The sequence below is a fragment of the Arthrobacter alpinus genome (assembly GCF_001445575.1).
GTDB classification, from domain to species: domain Bacteria; phylum Actinomycetota; class Actinomycetes; order Actinomycetales; family Micrococcaceae; genus Specibacter; species Specibacter alpinus_C.
This window is the reverse complement of the sequence record NZ_CP013200.1, coordinates 3987371-4005086: the sequence shown is the minus strand read 5'-3', so window position 1 is coordinate 4005086 and position 17716 is coordinate 3987371. Positions and strand designations below refer to the sequence as shown.

The following is a 17716-nucleotide window of genomic DNA, read 5'->3' as shown; positions in this document are numbered from 1 at the left end:
ATTTATAACGCGTCTGCAACTAATAGTTTACGTGTATTGCCAGCAGTACCCAAGTCTCCCGAAGGAAAATCATGCCTCTTGGCCTCATTGCACTGGCCCTGGGTGGGTTCGGCATCGGACTCACCGAGTTTGTCATTATGGGCCTGCTGCCGGAAGTCTCAGCCGACTTCCAGATCACCGAAGCCACCGCCGGCTGGCTTATTTCCGGCTACGCGCTCAGTGTGGTGATCGGTGCCCTGTTCCTCACCGCCGGCGTTACCCACCTTCCGCGTAAGCCCGTGCTTGCCTCACTCATGGTCCTCTTCATTGCCGGAAACCTGCTGTGTGCCATCGCGCCCGACTACAGCACCATGATGATTGGCCGCATCATTGCCGCCCTCTGTCACGGAGCGTTCTTCGGCATTGGCGCGGTGGTGGCCGCCGACATGGTGGCACCCAACAAGAAGGCCGGCGCCATCGCCATCATGTTCACGGGCCTCACGGCGGCCAACGTTTTGGGCGTGCCGTTGGGTACCTTGCTTGGCCAGCACGCCGGCTGGCGCTCCACCTTCTGGGCCATCACGGGGGTCGGCGTGGTTGCCTTGGTCGGCATTCTGATCCTGGTCCCCACGATTAGCCACGAACGCAGCGGCGGCCTCCGCGGCGAATTGCAGGCCTTCAAATCACGTCAGGTGTGGCTGTCCATTGCCGTGACAGTGCTCGGCTACGGCGGCGTGTTCGGAGCCTTCACCTACATCGCGTTCACGCTAACCAATGTCTCCGGATTCGCCGCCACCTCGGTACCTTGGCTGCTGATCCTCCTCGGAGTGGGCCTGTTCATCGGCAATGCACTCGGCGGCAAGGCAGCTGATAAGAACGTCGACAAGACGCTCATGGTGATCCTGCCGGCCCTGGTAGTCATCCTCGCCGTGTTCGCCCTGACCGCCACGAATCAGCCCTTGACCCTTGCGTCCCTGTTCCTGTTGGGTGGCATTGGTTTTGCGACCGTTCCCGGTCTGCAGATGCGTGTCATGAAATGGGCGACGGCGGCACCCACCTTGGCGTCCGGCGCCAACATTGGCGCGTTCAACTTGGGCAATGCCTTGGGCGCCTGGTTGGGCGGAGTCACCATTACGGCCGGACTCGGCTACACCTCGCCCATCTGGGCTGGTGCGGGGCTGACTCTGCTGGCCGTGGGCGTCATGGCTTTTGCTGCTGTTGACGGCCGCAAAAGCGAGACCAAAGAACTCAGCCGCCCGGCCGCCGTCGACCATGTTGCGCAGCATGAGCCCGCTATTCCTGCGGCACTATAGTTCCCACTAATTTTCCGCACCATCAATGAAAGAAGAGCACATCATGACTTCCATTCCTACCATCACGCTGAACAATGGCGTGGCCATGCCGCAAATCGGTTTCGGCGTCTTCCAAGTCCCCAATGATGAGACGCAGAACGCTGTGACGGCCGCACTGGATGCCGGTTACCGAAGCATTGACACGGCTGCCGTCTACGGAAATGAGGAGGGTGTGGGCCGCGCGTTGGCCGCAGCAAAGCTGCCACGGGCGGAATTGTTCATTACGTCCAAGGTGTGGATTTCCGATCTCGGGTATGAAGCGACACTGGCCGCCTATGATGCGAGCCTGGCCAAACTTGGCCTTGAATACCTCGATCTGTACCTGATTCACTGGCCGGCTCCGGCAACGGATGCGTATCTGGAATCGTGGAAGGCGCTGGAGGAACTGCTGGCGGCTGGCCGTGTACGGGCGATCGGTGTCTCCAACTTCCTGCCCGAGCACCTGGAAAAGGTCATTGCCCTCGGAGGAACCGTTCCGGCGGTGAATCAGGTGGAGATTCACCCGGCATTGCAGCAGCGTTCAATCACCGACTTTGATGCGGCGAACGGCATTGCCACCGAGGCCTGGAGCCCGCTGGCCCAAGGAGCTGTGCTGAGCGATCCAGCCGTGCTGGCCATTGCCGAGGCGCATGGAAAAACACCCGCTCAGGTTGTCCTGCGTTGGCATGTGGAACAGGGGCGGGTCATCATTCCGAAGTCGGTTACCCCGGCTCGCATCGTTGAGAACCTGAACATTTTGGACTTCGAACTTACTGATGCCGATCGCGCGTCGATCGATGCCCTTGAGCGCGATGGCCGGACTGGCCCGAACCCGGCCGACTTCAACGGCTAACACGGACTATTCCGACGGCGGAGGTGAACTGGCCGTGGCAAAAATGCTGCCGTTTGACGTTTTCGCTAGAGTTCAAACACTAGCGAAAACGTCAAACGGCAGCATTTTTCGTTGGGGGCAGCGCAAACGTTCACGCCAAGGGCCGTTTAGGCGTCCGGCGAAACCATGGGCAGGCCTTCGGCTTCCCAGCCGCTCATGCCGCCAGCCAAGGTGTCGGCATTGAAACCGAGCTCGGTCAGGGCTGCGGCAACGCGTCCGCTGCGACCGCCACCGTGGCACACGGCAATGACGCGGCGGTTCTTATCAAGTTCCCCGGCACGCTCAACCACTGAGCCGGCAGGCATGTGGACGGCGTCCTCGATCATGCCTGTGGCCAGTTCGGGGGTTTCTCGGACGTCAATGATCTGAACGTCGGGGTCCGCTGCCAGGATGTCGGCGGGGGTGATTTCTTGCATGAGTGCTCCCAAAGGTGAGGTCGACGCGTAGGCAAGGCCCCGGCGTCGAACATTAAAGTGATACTCCCACCGTAGCCGGAACGCCGCGCCGCCACCTGACTCGCGGCTAAGCTGAAGGCGTGAATGCACCCCTGGAGCCTCAGGCCCGCACCGTTGAGATTGAAGATTTGGACCGTTTTGCTGCGCTGATCGCCAGCGGCGCGACGTCTATGCGTGGCTGGCATTTCCAATCGGTCGATCTGCGCGAGAGCTCGGCCGCGCTCGTGGCGCTGCATGCTTCGGGCGCTATTTTCATGGGGTGCAGCTTTGCTCGCGGGGTGGAGGAATTGCTGCGTGGACGCGGAGCCTTGATTTTCCCCGCGCTGCCGCACCTGCCCTTCAATGCCTACCGTGGCCACCTGTACACGGGTGCCGAACTGTTCGCAGGGATTGCTACCGCTGAGTACCAGGATGTGCCGGACGCCCGCATTTATCAGTGGAGCCTGCAGCCCCGGCCCGCCCTGCACGCCACACTCGCCACCGCCATGCACGATCACGCCATCACCGATGCCCTTGATGATTTTCTCGCGAGTCATCCAGCGCCGATGGTGGGGGTTATGGGCGGGCATGCTGCGCAGCGCGGCACGGGAGCGTACACGCAGGCGACCCAGTTGGGGCGGGCCCTGACCCATGCGGGATTTCTGGTGGCGACCGGCGGTGGCCCCGGTGCCATGGAGGCTGCAAACCTGGGCGCCTACCTCTCCACGTACGACGCCGGGACCTTAGAAAGTGCGCTGCTCACCTTGTCTGCCGTCCCCGGCTTCCATCCCTCGGTCACCAATTGGGCGCGGGCGGGGATGTCGGTGGTGGAACGGTATCCGAACGGGGCTCAGACCCTGGGGATTCCGACCTGGTTTTACGGGCATGAACCGCCCAATGTGTTTGCCAGCGCCATCGCGAAATACTTCACGAACGCGCTCCGCGAAGCTATCTTGCTGGACCGCTCACGTGGCGGGATCGTGTTCCTGCCCGGCGCCGCGGGGACTGTCCAAGAAGTCTTCCAAGACGCCTGCGAGAACTATTACGCCGCTGAAGGGGCCGTAGCGCCGATGGTGTTGGTGGGGCGTCATTATTGGAACGTAGAAGTCCCCGTACTGCCGTTGCTGGCGACGCTTGCCACGGGCCGGATCATGGCGGACTTTGTGCACGTGGTGGATACCGTGGAGGAAGCCTGTCAGGTTTTGGCTGGCTAATCCTGTCAGGATGCCCGTGATGAGCACTCCCGTGCGCTCGAGTGTCCAGTTAACGTACGCTTTCCGGTGGTTTTCGGCCTCATAACGGCATTATCTGGACACTGACCGCCGGGTCAGGAGCCGGAGTTAAGCGATCACGCCGCCGAACGCCAAGCCCAGCAGGTAGGTTGCCGCGGCGGCACCCATACCGATAGCCAGCTGGCGCAGTCCACGCCATAGCGGAGACGCTCCGGAGAGCAGGCCCACCACGGCGCCGGTGCCCATGAGTGCAATGCCCACCAAGACGCAGGAGAGCAGCAGCGAGCCGATTCCCGTCATGCCAAACAGGAACGGCAGGATCGGAATGATGGCGCCAGAGGCGAAGAAGCAGAAGCTGGATCCGGCCGCGCCCCAGGCTGTGCCCAGTGTTTCGTGTTCGTCAGGGGATTCAAAGTTCTCCGGCCGCAACGACAAGCTGGGATCACAATCGCAGGTGAATGCTCCCATGCGTTCGGCTGCACGATGCTCGGCGGCGTCGCGTGACATGCCGCGGGCCAGGTACACCAAGACGAGTTCGTTGTTTTCCAGATCCAACGACTGAGCGGCCGTCAGGGTGACCTGGGTGGGCTGCGAGGCGTCGAGGAGTTCACGCTGGGAACGGACCGAGACAAATTCTCCGGCACCCATGGACAGTGCTCCGGCCAGCAGTCCTGCGATACCGCTGAACAACACCACTTGGCTGGAAACGCCCGTGGCGGCCATGCCGACTACCAGCGAGAGGTTGCTGACCAAGCCATCGTTGGCACCAAAGACGGCTGCCCTGAAGGAGCCGGACAAGCGGATGCGCCCACGCGTGGCCAAGCCGCGGACCACTTCCTCATGGATGGACTCATCGGCGGCCATGGCGTCGGTGGCATCAACATCGGTGGCGTACGGCGAACGGGACTCGGAGCGTTGCGCCAGCGCCAAGACAAAAACGGAGCCAAAGCGCCGGGCCAGCAAGCCCAGCATTTGGTTGCGGAATGACGCCCGGACGGGAGTACCCGCATGCTCGCCCAAGAGGTCCAGCCAGTGCCGTTCATGGCGACCTTCGGCTGCGGCCAGGGCTAACAAGATGGCTTTCTCTTCACCGTCACGGCGTTTGGCCAAGTCCCGGTACACGGATGCTTCGGCTCGTTCATCGGCCAAATATTGGCGCCACCGCTTGATTTCAGCGGGTGTGGGTATGCGTTCGGGCATGGGGCTGCTCCTCTAAGTCAGCCACCACTGTAGCCCGGATTTACAAGGATTTTCGGCCGGTTGTCCTCGTAAATAAGTTTAGGCATGCCGGAAAATTGCCCCGAAGTAACAATATGAAAGTACTTGACGCAATGGAAAGTACTTGCTTACAGTTAACTCACAACTTCCAACAAGGGACACCAACTAGGTCAAGGAGCGCATCATGAATGCCATGAAAAACACCAAGATCAACCACGGCACCAAGGCCAAGAACGACGGAACCCGCTACATGTGGATCGGCTTCGCCATGGGCTTGGCCTGCATGGCCGCACTCTTCATCGCAGGCTTGATCACTCGTAGCGCCGGCATGACAGTCATGGCCGCCAGCACGGCAGGTATCCTCGTTGCCATCTTCGCCTCCACCACGGTCGCGGCGAAGAGCGCAGCTAAGAAGTCCGCTAGCGCAACCAACGCCTAGTCGCCGAGCCTAGGGCAAGTGCCACATGCGGCAGTCGCAATTTGGGAGTGTCTTCTCCCGCAACTCAGTTCTCGCCTATGCTGAAACTCCAACGGCCGCGCGAGTGGTCCGGCTTTGAAAGGTGGCACCGCGGCATGGAAATCCTCTTCCCTCAGATGTCCGGAGACCCCACCGAGCCCGGCGTCCTGCTCGAATGGCGGGCCCCCAACGGCAGTGCCGTCATCGCCTATCAAATCATCGCTGAGGTCACCGTTGACAAGTTCGACGCCGAGATTAACTCCCCAGTCGACGGCACCTTGGAGTGGCTGGTCGAGGAGGGGGACGAGGTGGCGCAGGGCGCGCCAATCGCCGTGGTGCGTTAGCCGCGGAGTGTGTGAAGACGTTGCGTTAGACGCGCAACGCACACGTCTGGAAAGCTAAACCCACGCAGATCGAACCCTGATACTCAGTAAGCGAAGAGGCGGAATCCAACATTGCGGCCAGCGCGCACGCCGGTCTGTGCCACCGTGACCACCAAGGTTCCCAGCTCGGGAATCCATCGGGCCGGTCGTACCGCCTGGGTCAGCGCCGTGGCGAGTTGTTCCGGCTCCTTGGTCCCATAGGTGTGGTGCCCGGTGGGCGTCTGAAACGTGACGGCGCTGCGGTGGAAGTCCACGGCGGGCAGCACCGGAATCCCCGTTGATTGACTCTTGCCTGGCTGGTTCGGGCGCGAACCGATCTGGCCTGCTTGGCGCGGACGGGATGTGACAGAGGTGCGTGGAGACATGGCAGTGGCCTTTGCTTGCTCTTGCCTGCGAAGGTTTCCGCCGGCCGCTTCCTCATCCGAACCACCCGTGAAGCATGGGGTTGGTGTGCGGCCAGTCGGAGCTTGGCACCGCATCTCTTGAAGCTGTCCCCCAGACTACTGCTTTGAGGGCCGACGGCGGGAGGTGACGTAATAAATTACGTCACCTCCCCGCCCGCTCCCCAACCTCATCCTTCGGCTGGAGCCCCTCGCGGGCGTGGGCCCACCACCCGGCCCCAACCTCATCCTTCGGCTGGAGCCCCTCGCGGGCGTGGGCCCACCACCCGGCCCCAACCTCATCCTTCGGCTGGAGCCCCTCGCGGGCGTGGGCCCACCACCCGGGCCCAGCCTCATCCTTCGGCTGGAGCCCCTCGCGGGCGTGGGCCCAGCGCCGTCGTGCTTGGGAAAAGTGTTACTTCACCAAGGTGGCGTTCTCGTTATCCGGGTTGGTGTCCGTGGCGGCTGCGGCGAGGCGATCGTCCCACGCCTTGCGGATATGTGCCGGGGTGGCCGGGGTCAGCAAGGAGACCACAATGTAGACGATCAGCGATGCGCCGAGGCCGAAGTAGATCGGTTCGTTGGCGTAGATGCCGTCCGCGCTGGGGATGATGGCCGTGGCGTAGAGAACCAGCATGATCAAGGTCAGAGCGCAACCCACGGCCATGGACCAGGCGGCTCCGAGGCCCGTGCCGCGCTTCCAGATGAGGCCGCCAATGATGGCGACAAGCAGCCCGCCCACCAGAATGTCGTAGGCGATGGTCAGGGCAAACACGACATCGCTGACCACGATGGAGATCACGATGACCAGCACTCCCAGGATCAGCACGTACCAACGGTTGGCACGGACGTCATGCTCGGGGTTGGAGGTGTCGGAGGCGTCGATGGTCTTGCCGAACCAGCTGGCGACGAAGGGGACAACGTCCTTGCGTGCCACGGTCGCGGCTGCAATCAGAGCCCCGGAAGCAGTGGACATCATGGCGGCCACAGCGGCGGCCATCACGATGCCGCCAATGCCGATGGGCAGCAGGTACGTGGCGACTTCGGCGTAGACAGCGTCCTTGCCTAGATTTGCGACGTCGATGTTGGGCAGTGCCACGAAGGCGGCCATGCCGATCATGGCGCCGGCGACGCCGTAGAGGATGCAGTAGATGCCGGCCGTGGCGCCGCCCCAACGAGCAACTTGCGGATCCCGGGCGGTGAAGACACGCTGCCAGATGTCCTGACCGATCAGCAGACCCAGGGTGTAGACCACAAAGTACGTGATGATGGTCTGGACGCCGATGCCATCCCACGAGAAGAAGCTGGCGTCAACGCGCTCCTTGATGCCGGACAGCCCACCGGCAGCGTTCCAGGTGAAGGGCAACATCAGGAAGAAGATGCCCACGGTCTTGATGACGAACTGCACCTGATCGGCGAGCGTGATGGACCACATGCCGCCAATGGTGGAATAAATCAGCACAATGACGCCGCCAATGGCGATGGCCAGCCAACGGTCCAGATTGAACAGCACCATGAAAATGGTGGCGTAAGCGCCGGTGGAGGTTGCCGAAATCATGATCGTGTAGGCCAGCATGACGATGCCGGACATCTTGGTGGTTTCCTGGCCATAACGCAGGCTCAGCATCTGGGAGACCGTGTAAATCTTTAGCTTCTGCAGGGTCGGGGCGAAGAGCAGGCTCAACAGCAGCACGCCGACGCCGATCGCCACCACCAGCCACATGCCGGAGATGCCGAACTTGTAACCGAGCCCTACGCCACCCACGGTGGAGGCGCCACCGAGGACTACGGCGGCCATGGTCCCGGTGTAGAGGAAGGGGCCCAACCGACGTCCGGCGACCAGGTAATCGCTATTGTTCTTCGTCCGCGATTTCCCCCACCAGCCAAAGGCAAGCATGGCCACCAGATATAGGATGACGATGGCAATATTTAAGTCCACGTGGTGCTCCAATAAGCGAAGTGATGTGAGATGCCCAGAAGTGAGGATGAGAATCCCGGCGAGCAAAATTGCCTTTTAGGCAACGTTTGTTGTCTATTAGGCTAAACTGTGATTGCGATTACAGTCAATGTACGCATGAAATTCCGGACAGCCTTGAGGAGCCGTCGTGAAAGCTTTAGCCCTAGAACCTAGTTCCGGGCCGGTTGCCATTGGTTCGCGCATCCGTGCTGCACGCCAGGATCAGCGGCTCACCATTGAGCAGGTAGCTGAGGCCACCGGATTGACGAAGGGCTTTCTGAGCCGGGTTGAACGCGACCTCACCTCGCCCAGCGTGGCCTCGCTGGTCACGATGTGTCAGGTGCTCTCCATTTCCATTGGTGATTTGTTTGCTGTTCCCGAAACACATTTGAGTCGCAAGGGTGAAGGTCCGCGGATCTCACTAGGTGGAGAAGGGATCGTGGAGCGCCTCTTGACCTCACGCTCGGAACGGCGACTGCAAGTGCTTGGGGCCACCATTGAGCCCTACGGACGCGGAGAATCTGAGCTGTACGCAGTGGACTGCGACGTTGATGTGCTGCACATTATCAGTGGTGAACTGACGCTCATCATGACCCAAGAATCCTACGATCTCCAGGCCGGGGATACGCTCTCCTTCCCAGGCCGTGAACCGCACAGCTGGGAAAACCGCACGCCCCTTCCGGTGGAAGCGCTCTGGATTTTGGTTCCCGCTGCCTCGGGCTCAGGAGCGAGCTAGAACGCGATTCTTGCGGGCTGATTACCGGACGGTAATGTATGTGTGAGTCACTTCACATAGGGGACTGCACTTAAAAGGGGACAGCCTTGTCAGAGATCACGCCCACGATGGCCGCGCCAGATGCGCAAACCGAGCCACTCCTCGGCACCCGCACCTGGCTGACCCTGATTATTGTGGGCTTCGCCGGACAGCTCGCCTGGACCGTGGAAAACATGTACCTCAACGTGTTTGTCTACAACACCATCAGTACCAACCCCGCCGTCCTGGCGTTACTGGTTTCCTCCAGTGCCGTGGTGGCTACCCTGGCCACATTTTTGGTGGGTGCCGCATCGGATAGGGCCCGCCGCCGTCGGGTATTCATCGCCGTGTTCACCATCATTCCGGTGCTGCGGTTGCGCCGCTCCGCGGTGGACGTAGACACTTTCTCGAGCGACTCCGAGGCTGCCGCCGCGGTGGCAGACGCGTGAGCGGGAACCCGCGCGGGGAGCGCAAGGACGGCGCGCGCCCGGATCGTTTCACCGTCTGGGGCGAAGCCTTGGACCCGGAGTCGGTCCTGCAGGAATACCCGCGCCCGCAATTGGTGCGCGATAGCTATCTCAACCTCAACGGCCTGTGGCAGTACGCCATCTTGACCCAGCCCGGAGAAACGCCTGGTGCTCACTCCAGTACAGCGCCGGGTGATGTCGCCGACGGCCAGATCCTGGTGCCGTTCTCTCCGGAAACCCCCCTGTCCGGGGTGGGGCGTCAACTGCAACCGGGGGAGGAGCTGAGGTATTGGCGCAGCTTCACCGTGCCTGAGGGGTTTGTGCAAGATCGCGTTCTGCTGCACTTTGGCGCCGTCGATCAACGCTGCCAGGTCCGGGTCAACGGTATTGACGTGGGTGGTCACGTGGGCGGCTTCCTGCCCTTCACGCTCGACATCACAGCTGCTCTGCACCGCCGCGAGCACGGCTGGGCTGGGCCGCACACCCTGGAAGTAACTGTCCAGGACGACAGCGATACTTCCTATCATTCACGCGGCAAACAAAAGCTCAGGCGTGGCGGGATTTGGTACACGGCGCAATCGGGAATCTGGCAGACGGTGTGGCTGGAATCGGTCGCTGCAACCCATATTCAGAAGTTGGTGATCATTCCTGACCTGGCCGGATCCGCCGTCGAACTTACCGTGATGGGGGCCCGCGGTACGGCCACCGTGGTGATTAAGGACGACGTCGGTGAACTCACCACTGTTGAGGTGGACGTGAACGTGCCCACCCGCATTCCGTTGGCGCGGAGTCATCCATGGTCGCCCGAGGACCCGTTTCTCTACGACGTTGCGGTGTGGCTGGGTGAGGACCAGGTGGGCAGCTATTTTGGGCTGCGGTCCTTTGGGATGGGTGCCGATGCAGATGGCCACCTGCGGTTGCTGCTCAATGGCGAACCGTACTTTCACGCGGGGCTGCTGGACCAGGGCTACTGGTCGGACGGATTCCTCACGCCGCCCTCGGATGAAGCGCTGGTGTATGACATTGCCACGGCGAAACGGCTGGGGTTCACCATGCTGCGCAAGCACATCAAGATCGAACCGCTGCGCTGGTACTACCACTGTGACCGGTTGGGGATGCTGGTGTGGCAGGACCTGGTGAACGGCGGCACCGATTACAAGGCGCCAATCATCACGGTGCCGGCGTTGTTGCCGATCAGGCTCAAGGACAGTCATTACGCGAGATATGGTCGGGCATCGGCGCAGGGGCGGGCTGAGTTCATGGCGGAATTGCAGGGAACTGTCGAGTTGCTGCGCAACGTGGCTTCGCTGGCCGTGTGGGTTCCGTTCAACGAAGCGTGGGGGCAATTTGATGCGCTCGCAGTCACCCATGAACTGCGCCGGCTGGATCCCACCCGCACTATTGACCATGCCAGCGGGTGGCATGACCAAGGCGGCGGGGATATGAAAAGTCTCCATGTCTATTTCACGCCGCTCAAGCTGCGCAAGCGGTGGAAGAATGATTCCCGGGCCGTGGCGCTAACGGAATATGGCGGGTACAGCTTGCGGATGGCTGGCCATGATTTCAGCGACCGCGAGTTTGGCTACCGCAGGTATCGCAGTGTTGCCGATCTCGGAGACGCATTTGTCAGGCTCCATGAGCGCGAGATTGTGCCGGCCATCGCGGAGGGGCTCTCTGCCGTGGTGTATACCCAGCTAAGCGACGTGGAAGATGAGCTCAACGGACTTCTCAGCTACGACAGGCGCGTGTCCAAGCTGCCCGAGCGCCTGGTTCAGGGTGTCACAGCGCAACTAGTTCTGAATCCTCCCGCCCCACTTTCCCCTGACCCCAAAACGAGGAACGCCATGAGCGCAGGCATGCTGGTTGAACATGAAATTACCTCCCGAGTTGCCTTGACCCTGCCCAACGGCAGGCTGAATCCATCGGCCATTGGCTGGAGCCGCACGCCGCTGCATGACACCTCCGGGATTGGCCGCGGGATGCAACGATGGGGGCGAAACAAGCGCTGGGAGTACTGGGCTATCACCTCGCCCACACACATTGTTTCCCTGACAGTGTCCTCGCTGGATTATGCCGCGGTGCATGAACTGTGGGTGCTAGACCGCGCCACAGGTGCTTCTATCGGTACCAACGTGACGGGCGTTCTCGGCGGAAGTGCCACGTTGCCGGCGTCGTTGGGGGACGGCTCCGCGCGGGCCAAGACAGGCAAGCTACAGATCGACATTGCCGAGGTGCCCGGCGGGACGCGACTGCGCGCTTCCACGCCCCGGGTCCGTCTGGACATCCTGGCTGAGCGGCCTGCGGGGCACGAATCACTGGGTGTTGTGGTGCCCTGGAACAGCCGCCAATTTCAGTACACCGTCAAGGACGTGGCCCGCCCGGCCAGCGGCACGCTTTCCGTGGACGGGGTCATGGTGAGCGTGGTCGCGGGAGAATCGTGGGCAGTGCTGGATCATGGACGCGGCCGGTGGCCCTACTCGATGCACTGGAATTGGGGTGCCGGATCCGGGGTCACAGATGGGCGAACCATCGGCATTCAGCTGGGCGCCAAGTGGACCGACGGCACCGGTGCCACCGAAAATTCGCTGCTGGTGGATGGCCGCTTGCACAAGATCAGCGAAAACCTGATCTGGGATTACAGCACCACCGACTGGCTGGCCCCGTGGCACATCCACGGCGCCACGGCGGATCTGGTGTTCACGCCGTTCTATGACAAAGTCTCCGCAATCAACTTGGGTGTGCTGGGCAACAACACGCACCAGTGCTTTGGCCACTACGACGGCGAGATCGCCGACAGCGACGGGAGCCGGATCAAGGTGGCCGGCATTCTCGGCTGGGCCGAGGACGTGCACAATCGCTGGTGATCCCCACGCCCTCCCTAACCTCGTGCCTCGGCCAGGGAACCCTCGGACGCGTGGGCCCAGGGCGCCTCGCTATCCTCGTGCCTCGGCCAGGGAACCCTCGGACGCGTGGGCCCAGGGCGCCTCGCTATCCTCGGGCCTCGGCCAGGGAACCCTCGGACGCGTGGGCCCAGGGCGCCTCGCTATCCTCGTGCCTCGGCCAGGGAACCCTCGGACGCGTGGGCCCAAGGTACTTTAGCCGACGTGGACCCACGGGCGGTGCATGAGATCCGGCTCTGCCTCACGGAGAACTTCCCTAGTGACAGGAGCAATTTCGCCCTCACCAATGAACAAGAACTTGAGCAAATTGGTGATGGGGTTGCCCTCATTCCAGCGGAAGTAAATGTGCGGAATGAGGCCAGTGGTGTCGCGAACGTGCAGCAGCACAGCGGCAATGGTGTTGGGGACGTTTGAGGCATGAACCTGCAGGATGTTGAAGCCGTGTCGGGTGATGCCGTGAATTTCCAAGGCCGTTTCAAAGTCCGAGGAATCATCAACGATGACTTCCAGGAACAAGACATCTTGCGGATTTCCCATTGCGTTGACGTAGGAGGCATGGGCCAGCTTGCGGCGGTATGCTGCGGCACTTTTGGTTTTGGGATCGTGGGAAATGATCCTGATGGTGTCCTTGTTGATGGATGCCACAAAGCTGATGGCGGCCTCGTCCATGCGAATGGAGGTGGCACGTAGTTCAAAGGCCCGCCGCATGCGTGAGAGCAGGCTGACCACCACAATCCCCAAGATAAACAGGGCGGCAATTTTGAGTCCGTCGGGCCGCTCAATGGAATTGGCTACGGTGGTGTAAACGAAGGCGAGTGAGACTGCACCGAAACCAATCGCCCTCTTTTTCTCGCCCTTGCGTTTGGCTGAGAGGGTAACGGCGATGGCAGCCGAGGTGATGAGCACCAGCACTCCTGTCGCGTAGGCACCTCCCTGGGCATCGACGTCGGCCTTGAAAATGATGGTGATCAGAACTGCGACGGCGGTGAACACCAGAACCAGCGGCCGCACAGCTGCCGCCCATTCCGGGGCCATGCCAAAGCGGGGCAGGTAGCGGGGGACCAGGTTGAGCAGTCCGGCCATGGCGCTGGCACCGGCGAACCAGAGGATGGCGATGGTGCTCAGATCGTAGGCGGTGCCGAAGCCCTCACCGAGGAGGTCGTGGGCAAGGAATGCTAGGGCACGGCCATTGGCGGCGCCGCCGGGCTGAAATTCGGCGGCCGGGATCAAGATGGTGGTGGCCAGCGAGGACGTGATGAGGAAGGTGCTCATGATGAGCGCCGCCGTCGTCAGTAGCTTGTGAGCGCCCTTGATGCGACCTTCCGGGTTCTCATGGGTATCGCTGGCGCGGCCCTTGATCTGCGGCATGACGGCCACACCGGTTTCGAAGCCGGAAAGGCCCAGAGCCAGCCGAGGGAAAACGAGAAGTGCCACGGCAACAATCATGAAGGGGCTGCCGTGTTGAGTAGTCAAGGCGCCCCACCAATCGGCCGTCAGAAGGGGGCTTTGCGTCACTTTTGTCAGCGCCACGGAGATCACGATCAAGTTCATGGCGAGGAAAACGGCCACCAGGACCACGGCAATGCTCATGGCCTCCTTGAATCCGCGCAAGAACACGGCAGCCAGTCCGGCGATCAGTATGAGGGTGATGCCGATGTTGTGGCCCTGCAGAAAGGCGGGGGCGAACGGGTTTTCGATGATGTGAGCTGTGGCGTCGGCACCGGAAAGGGTAATGGTGATCATGAAGTCTGTGGCGGCAAAGCCCAGCAGTGCCAGAACGAACAGCTTTCCCCACCATCGTGGCAGGAGGCGTTCGAGCATGGCAATGGAACCGGCGCCGTGGGGGCTCTCCCGAGCAACCCGCTTGTAGACGGGAAGTGCGCCGAGCAAGGTGATAAGTACCAGAACGATCGTGGCCAACGGTGCCAGAACCCCTGCTGCCAGGGCGGCGATGGCCGGCTGGTAGCCCAGTGTTGAAAAGTAATCCAGACCCGTCAGGCACATGACTCGCCACCATGAGGCCGGATGGTGGTTTTCAGTTGGCCGGCCGTGGGGGCCCTGACGTTTACCGGAGCTTTCCGGCAATCCCTCGAGTAGCCAGAGTCGCAGGGCTGCTTTTCCGCGCGGTTTCCCTGGTGCTCCGGCCTTGGATGGAGCTGCTGCTCGGGATGTCACATGCGGCCTTCCTTGTCATGGCCGTCCACTGTCGGCTTATGGAGACTAGCACCGGCCCGGGCTGAAATACCCCTTTCTTGACGAAATCTTTACGCATGCCTTTGATGCGGCGCCATGGCTAGGGTGGCGATCGCCCACAAACACACCAAAATATGTCTGACGTGAAACATTTGGTTCACATTGGTCAACAAAAGTTGTACGATGGTGAACAACTGCCGGATGTGACGTAGATCTACTGTCGCGCTCGATCTGCTGAAAACTGTTATTGAGATGAGGACGAAGATGAAAGAGCTCCGTATCGAGGCCAACGGGAACCTAGGCCCGATCGATTCCGCCCAAATTCCCCGCTATGCCGGTGCTGCAACCTACGCGCGACTGCCTCGACTGGACCAGGTAGCCAAGGCTGATGTTGCCGTGGTGGGGGTCCCCTTCGACAGCGGAGTCTCTTACCGCCCGGGCGCCCGTTTCGGTGCCAATCACGTCCGCGAGGCATCCCGCCTGCTGCGTCCCTACAATCCGGCGTGGGACGTGTCGCCGTTTGAAAACTGCCAGGTGGCCGATGCCGGCGACATGGCCGTGAACCCCTTCAATATCAATGAAGCTATTGAGACCATCCAGCAAAATGCGTTGGACCTGACCTCCGACGGCGCCAAACTCCTGACCATCGGTGGCGACCACACCATCTCCTTGCCCCTGCTGCGCGCCGCCGCCGAGCGCGCCGGCGAGCCCGTGGCCATGCTACATTTCGATGCCCATCTGGATACCTGGGACACCTACTTCGGAGCCGAATACACGCACGGGACCCCGTTCCGCCGCGCCGTCGAGGAAGGAATTCTGGACACGGAGGCCATCTCGCACGTTGGAACCCGCGGCCCGCTGTACGGCAAAAAGGACCTTGACGACGATCACCGTTTTGGCTTCGGAATCGTCACAGCAGCAGATGTTTACTACCAGGGCGTTCTGGAAACTGTGGCCAAAATTAGGGATCGCATCGGCAAGCGCCCGCTCTACATTTCCGTAGACATCGACGTCTTGGACCCCGCCCACGCACCCGGCACCGGTACACCTGAAGCTGGTGGCATTACGAGCCGAGAACTCATTGAAATCATTCGCGGCTTCCGTGGCATGAACTTGGTGGGCGCGGACATCGTAGAAGTGGCGCCCGCCTACGACCACGCCGAGATCACTGGCATCGCCGCCAGTCACGTGGGCTTCGAACTCGTCACCTTGATGGCTGACAACTTCCGTGAAGGCGACCGCTTCGGTACCCCCAACGGCTACGCTGCGCAGGCCCTCGATGCACAAGCGCGGCGTAAGCCGGCCGGGTTCCGCGCAGCCGGCACCGAAGGTACTCCTAGCACCACTAACCTCGAAGGCGGCAGCAAATGAGTCCCCAGCCGCTCCCCAACCTTGCAAGCTCGGCTGGGGCCCCGCGCGTCAGTGGGCCCACGGCCGGGGACCCCTCGCGGCCGGAGGCCCCTCCGCAGCGGAACGGCGGAGACCTCGTCGTTGAAACTCTCACGGCCTTGGGCGCCAAGACTGTCTTCGGTATTCCAGGCCAGCACGCACTTGGCCTCTTCGATGCGCTCAGCCGATCGCCCTTGCACTTTATTTCTTCCCGGGTGGAAAACAACTCGGCGTTCGCGGCCGACGGCTACTCCCGCGCCACCGGCGAAGTGGGCGTGCTGTTCCTATCCACCGGCCCCGGGGCGTTGACTGCGCTGGCCGGATTGCAGGAAGCGTACGCCACCGGCGTGCCCATGATTGTGGTGGCCAGCCAGATTCCGTTGGAGGGATTGGGTGCCCGCCGCAAGGGAATGTTGCACCAGCTCGATGACCAGAAGGCGTCCGCAGCGAACGTCACCAAGAGCCAGCGGCTCATCCAGCATGCCTCCGGAATCCCTTCGGCCATCCAGGACGCCTGGACCGAAGCCGTGTCCTCCCCACAAGGGCCGGTGTGGGTGGAAGTGCCGCAAAACGTGCTGCTGGATCCCATCTTCGTCCCGGCTGTTGAGGATGCGCTGGCCGAACCGTTCGACAACCCGCCGCGCGTGGAGCTCGTGCGGGAAGCCGTGAAATGGCTGACGGCGGCCAAGCGGCCGGCCATTGTGGCCGGTGGTGGCACCCGCCGCGGCCGCGCCGAAAAGCAGTTGCTCTCCATCGCCGAAAAGCTCAACGCACCCGTGGTTTGCACCCCCGGCGGTAACGGTGCGTTCCCATGGAACCACGAGCTGTCGCTGCAGTCCTGGATGGAGGACCGCTACGTCACCGAGGTGCTTGAAGACGCGGATGTGCTGGTGGTTATCGGTTCCTCGCTGGGAGAGGTGGCCAGCAATTACTTCACCATGGAGCCGCGTGGGCGCATCATCCAGATCGACGCCGAACCCCGGGTCCTGGAATCCAACCGACCCGCACTGGGTATCCGGGCCGACGCCGGACAGGCGCTGCGTGCTCTCGATGAGGCCCTTGACCCATCGTTGCGGGACGATGCCGATTGGCACGGAGCCACACCGCAGGCCGTCGTGGCAGAAACTCTGGCGAAGGTGCAGGCGCGCCTGGACAGCCAGGATCTGGGACTGGAACGTAAATTCATGGCGGATATCCGGGACGCCGTCCCGGCGGACATGCAGACTTTCTGGGACATGACCATCTCCGCTTATTGGGGTTGGAGTTGCTGGGATGCCAAAGATGGCCAATTCCACTCCGCGCAAGGTGCCGGCGGGCTCGGTTACGGCTTCCCGGCGGCGCTCGGCGCGGCGCTGGGCCTGCAAAGCCAAGGGAAGTCGCCACGCGTTTTGGCGGTGGCTGGCGACGGTTCCTCCATGTACTCCATCTCCGAACTGGCCACGGCCCGCCAGCACAACGCGCCCGTCACCTGGCTGATTGTGGACGACGGCGGCTACGGCATTCTGCGCGAATACATGGTTGACACCTTCGGCAAGGCCACCCACACCGAGCTGGCGCGGCCGGACTTCGTGAAGCTGGCAGAGGCGTTCGGGGTGCCGGCACAACGAGTGGCGCCCGAGGACGTGGGGGACGCGCTCAAGGCGGCCTTCGCTGCCGACGGTCCCAATGTCGTCGTGGTTGAGACGCTGCTGAAGATGTTCGGTCCCACTCACCTGGACCTTTAACGCGCCGGCCGCCAACCTCCGCGCAC

15 protein-coding genes and 1 riboswitch are annotated in these 17716 nt (G+C 62.0%); of the genes, 10 read left to right on the top strand and 5 right to left on the bottom strand.

From position 1 onward, the window contains the following. The first annotated feature begins 71 nt into the window (after positions 1–71). Entirely contained in the window at positions 72–1292 is a 1221-nt protein-coding gene (locus tag AS189_RS17760) for an MFS transporter (protein ID WP_062291938.1), read from the top strand. Between the two features lie 43 nt (positions 1293–1335). Then, entirely contained in the window at positions 1336–2163 is an 828-nt protein-coding gene (locus tag AS189_RS17755; protein ID WP_272946731.1) for an aldo/keto reductase, read from the top strand. Between the two features lie 146 nt (positions 2164–2309). On the opposite strand, the gene AS189_RS17750 is transcribed toward AS189_RS17755, so the two are convergent. After that, positions 2310–2618, bottom strand: coding sequence for a rhodanese-like domain-containing protein (locus AS189_RS17750; RefSeq protein ID WP_062291936.1), 309 nt, complete (start codon positions 2616–2618; stop codon positions 2310–2312). Between the two features lie 119 nt (positions 2619–2737). On the opposite strand from AS189_RS17750, the gene AS189_RS17745 reads away from it, so the two are divergent. Beyond that, positions 2738–3850, top strand: coding sequence for an LOG family protein (locus AS189_RS17745; RefSeq protein WP_062291933.1), 1113 nt, complete (start codon positions 2738–2740; stop codon positions 3848–3850). A gap of 126 nt (positions 3851–3976) precedes the next feature. On the opposite strand, the gene AS189_RS17740 is transcribed toward AS189_RS17745, so the two are convergent. Further along, positions 3977–5068 (bottom strand): VIT1/CCC1 transporter family protein, encoded by a 1092-nt coding sequence (locus tag AS189_RS17740; RefSeq protein ID WP_062291930.1) that lies wholly within the window; start codon positions 5066–5068, stop codon positions 3977–3979. A 202-nt stretch (positions 5069–5270) separates the two neighbouring features. Between AS189_RS17740 and AS189_RS17735 the strand changes: the two genes are divergently transcribed. Together AS189_RS17735 and AS189_RS17730 are read left to right on the top strand one after the other, a co-directional pair. Further along, positions 5271–5525, top strand: a complete 255-nt coding sequence (locus AS189_RS17735) for a hypothetical protein (RefSeq protein WP_062291927.1) — start codon at positions 5271–5273, stop codon at positions 5523–5525. Positions 5526–5659: 134 nt separating this feature from the next. Further along, positions 5660–5887 carry a biotin/lipoyl-containing protein gene (locus tag AS189_RS17730; RefSeq protein ID WP_062294010.1) on the top strand — a complete coding sequence of 76 codons (228 nt, stop codon included), beginning with the start codon at positions 5660–5662 and terminating at the stop codon, positions 5885–5887. An 83-nt stretch (positions 5888–5970) separates the two neighbouring features. Here AS189_RS17730 and AS189_RS20100 read toward each other — a convergent pair whose 3' ends face one another. Both AS189_RS20100 and AS189_RS17725 read right to left on the bottom strand, forming a co-directional pair. Next, positions 5971–6291 carry a hypothetical protein gene (locus AS189_RS20100; RefSeq protein WP_129587336.1) on the bottom strand — a complete coding sequence of 107 codons (321 nt, stop codon included), beginning with the start codon at positions 6289–6291 and terminating at the stop codon, positions 5971–5973. Between the two features lie 12 nt (positions 6292–6303). Beyond that, positions 6304–6414, bottom strand: a riboswitch (SAM riboswitch). A gap of 307 nt (positions 6415–6721) precedes the next feature. Beyond that, on the bottom strand, positions 6722–8203 hold the full coding sequence (locus AS189_RS17725; RefSeq protein ID WP_082634577.1) for a sodium:solute symporter: 1482 nt from the start codon (positions 8201–8203) through the stop codon (positions 6722–6724). Between the two features lie 208 nt (positions 8204–8411). Between AS189_RS17725 and AS189_RS17720 the strand changes: the two genes are divergently transcribed. The 3 genes from AS189_RS17720 (at position 8412) to AS189_RS20905 (ending at position 12348) form a co-directional block, all read left to right on the top strand. Beyond that, the gene (locus tag AS189_RS17720) at positions 8412–8999 is read left to right on the top strand and encodes a helix-turn-helix domain-containing protein (RefSeq protein ID WP_062291921.1); all 588 of its coding nucleotides are present in this window, start codon (positions 8412–8414) and stop codon (positions 8997–8999) included. Positions 9000–9085: 86 nt separating this feature from the next. Further along, positions 9086–9466: a hypothetical protein gene (locus tag AS189_RS17715; RefSeq protein WP_062291918.1), complete on the top strand. Its 381-nt coding sequence runs from the start codon at positions 9086–9088 to the stop codon at positions 9464–9466. Beyond that, entirely contained in the window at positions 9463–12348 is a 2886-nt protein-coding gene (locus AS189_RS20905) for a DUF2804 family protein (protein WP_237759917.1), read from the top strand. Before AS189_RS17715 ends, AS189_RS20905 begins: the two co-directional genes overlap by 4 nt. 231 nt (positions 12349–12579) lie before the next feature. Here the strand turns inward: AS189_RS20905 and AS189_RS17705 are convergent, their stop codons facing one another. Further along, the gene (locus tag AS189_RS17705; protein WP_062291916.1) at positions 12580–14559 is read right to left on the bottom strand and encodes an APC family permease; all 1980 of its coding nucleotides are present in this window, start codon (positions 14557–14559) and stop codon (positions 12580–12582) included. Positions 14560–14841: 282 nt separating this feature from the next. Between AS189_RS17705 and speB the strand changes: the two genes are divergently transcribed. Next, the gene (gene speB / locus AS189_RS17700; RefSeq protein ID WP_062291913.1) at positions 14842–15948 is read left to right on the top strand and encodes an agmatinase; all 1107 of its coding nucleotides are present in this window, start codon (positions 14842–14844) and stop codon (positions 15946–15948) included. Next, positions 15945–17690 (top strand): thiamine pyrophosphate-binding protein, encoded by a 1746-nt coding sequence (locus AS189_RS17695; RefSeq protein ID WP_082634413.1) that lies wholly within the window; start codon positions 15945–15947, stop codon positions 17688–17690. Before speB ends, AS189_RS17695 begins: the two co-directional genes overlap by 4 nt. Positions 17691–17716 lie beyond the last annotated feature (26 nt).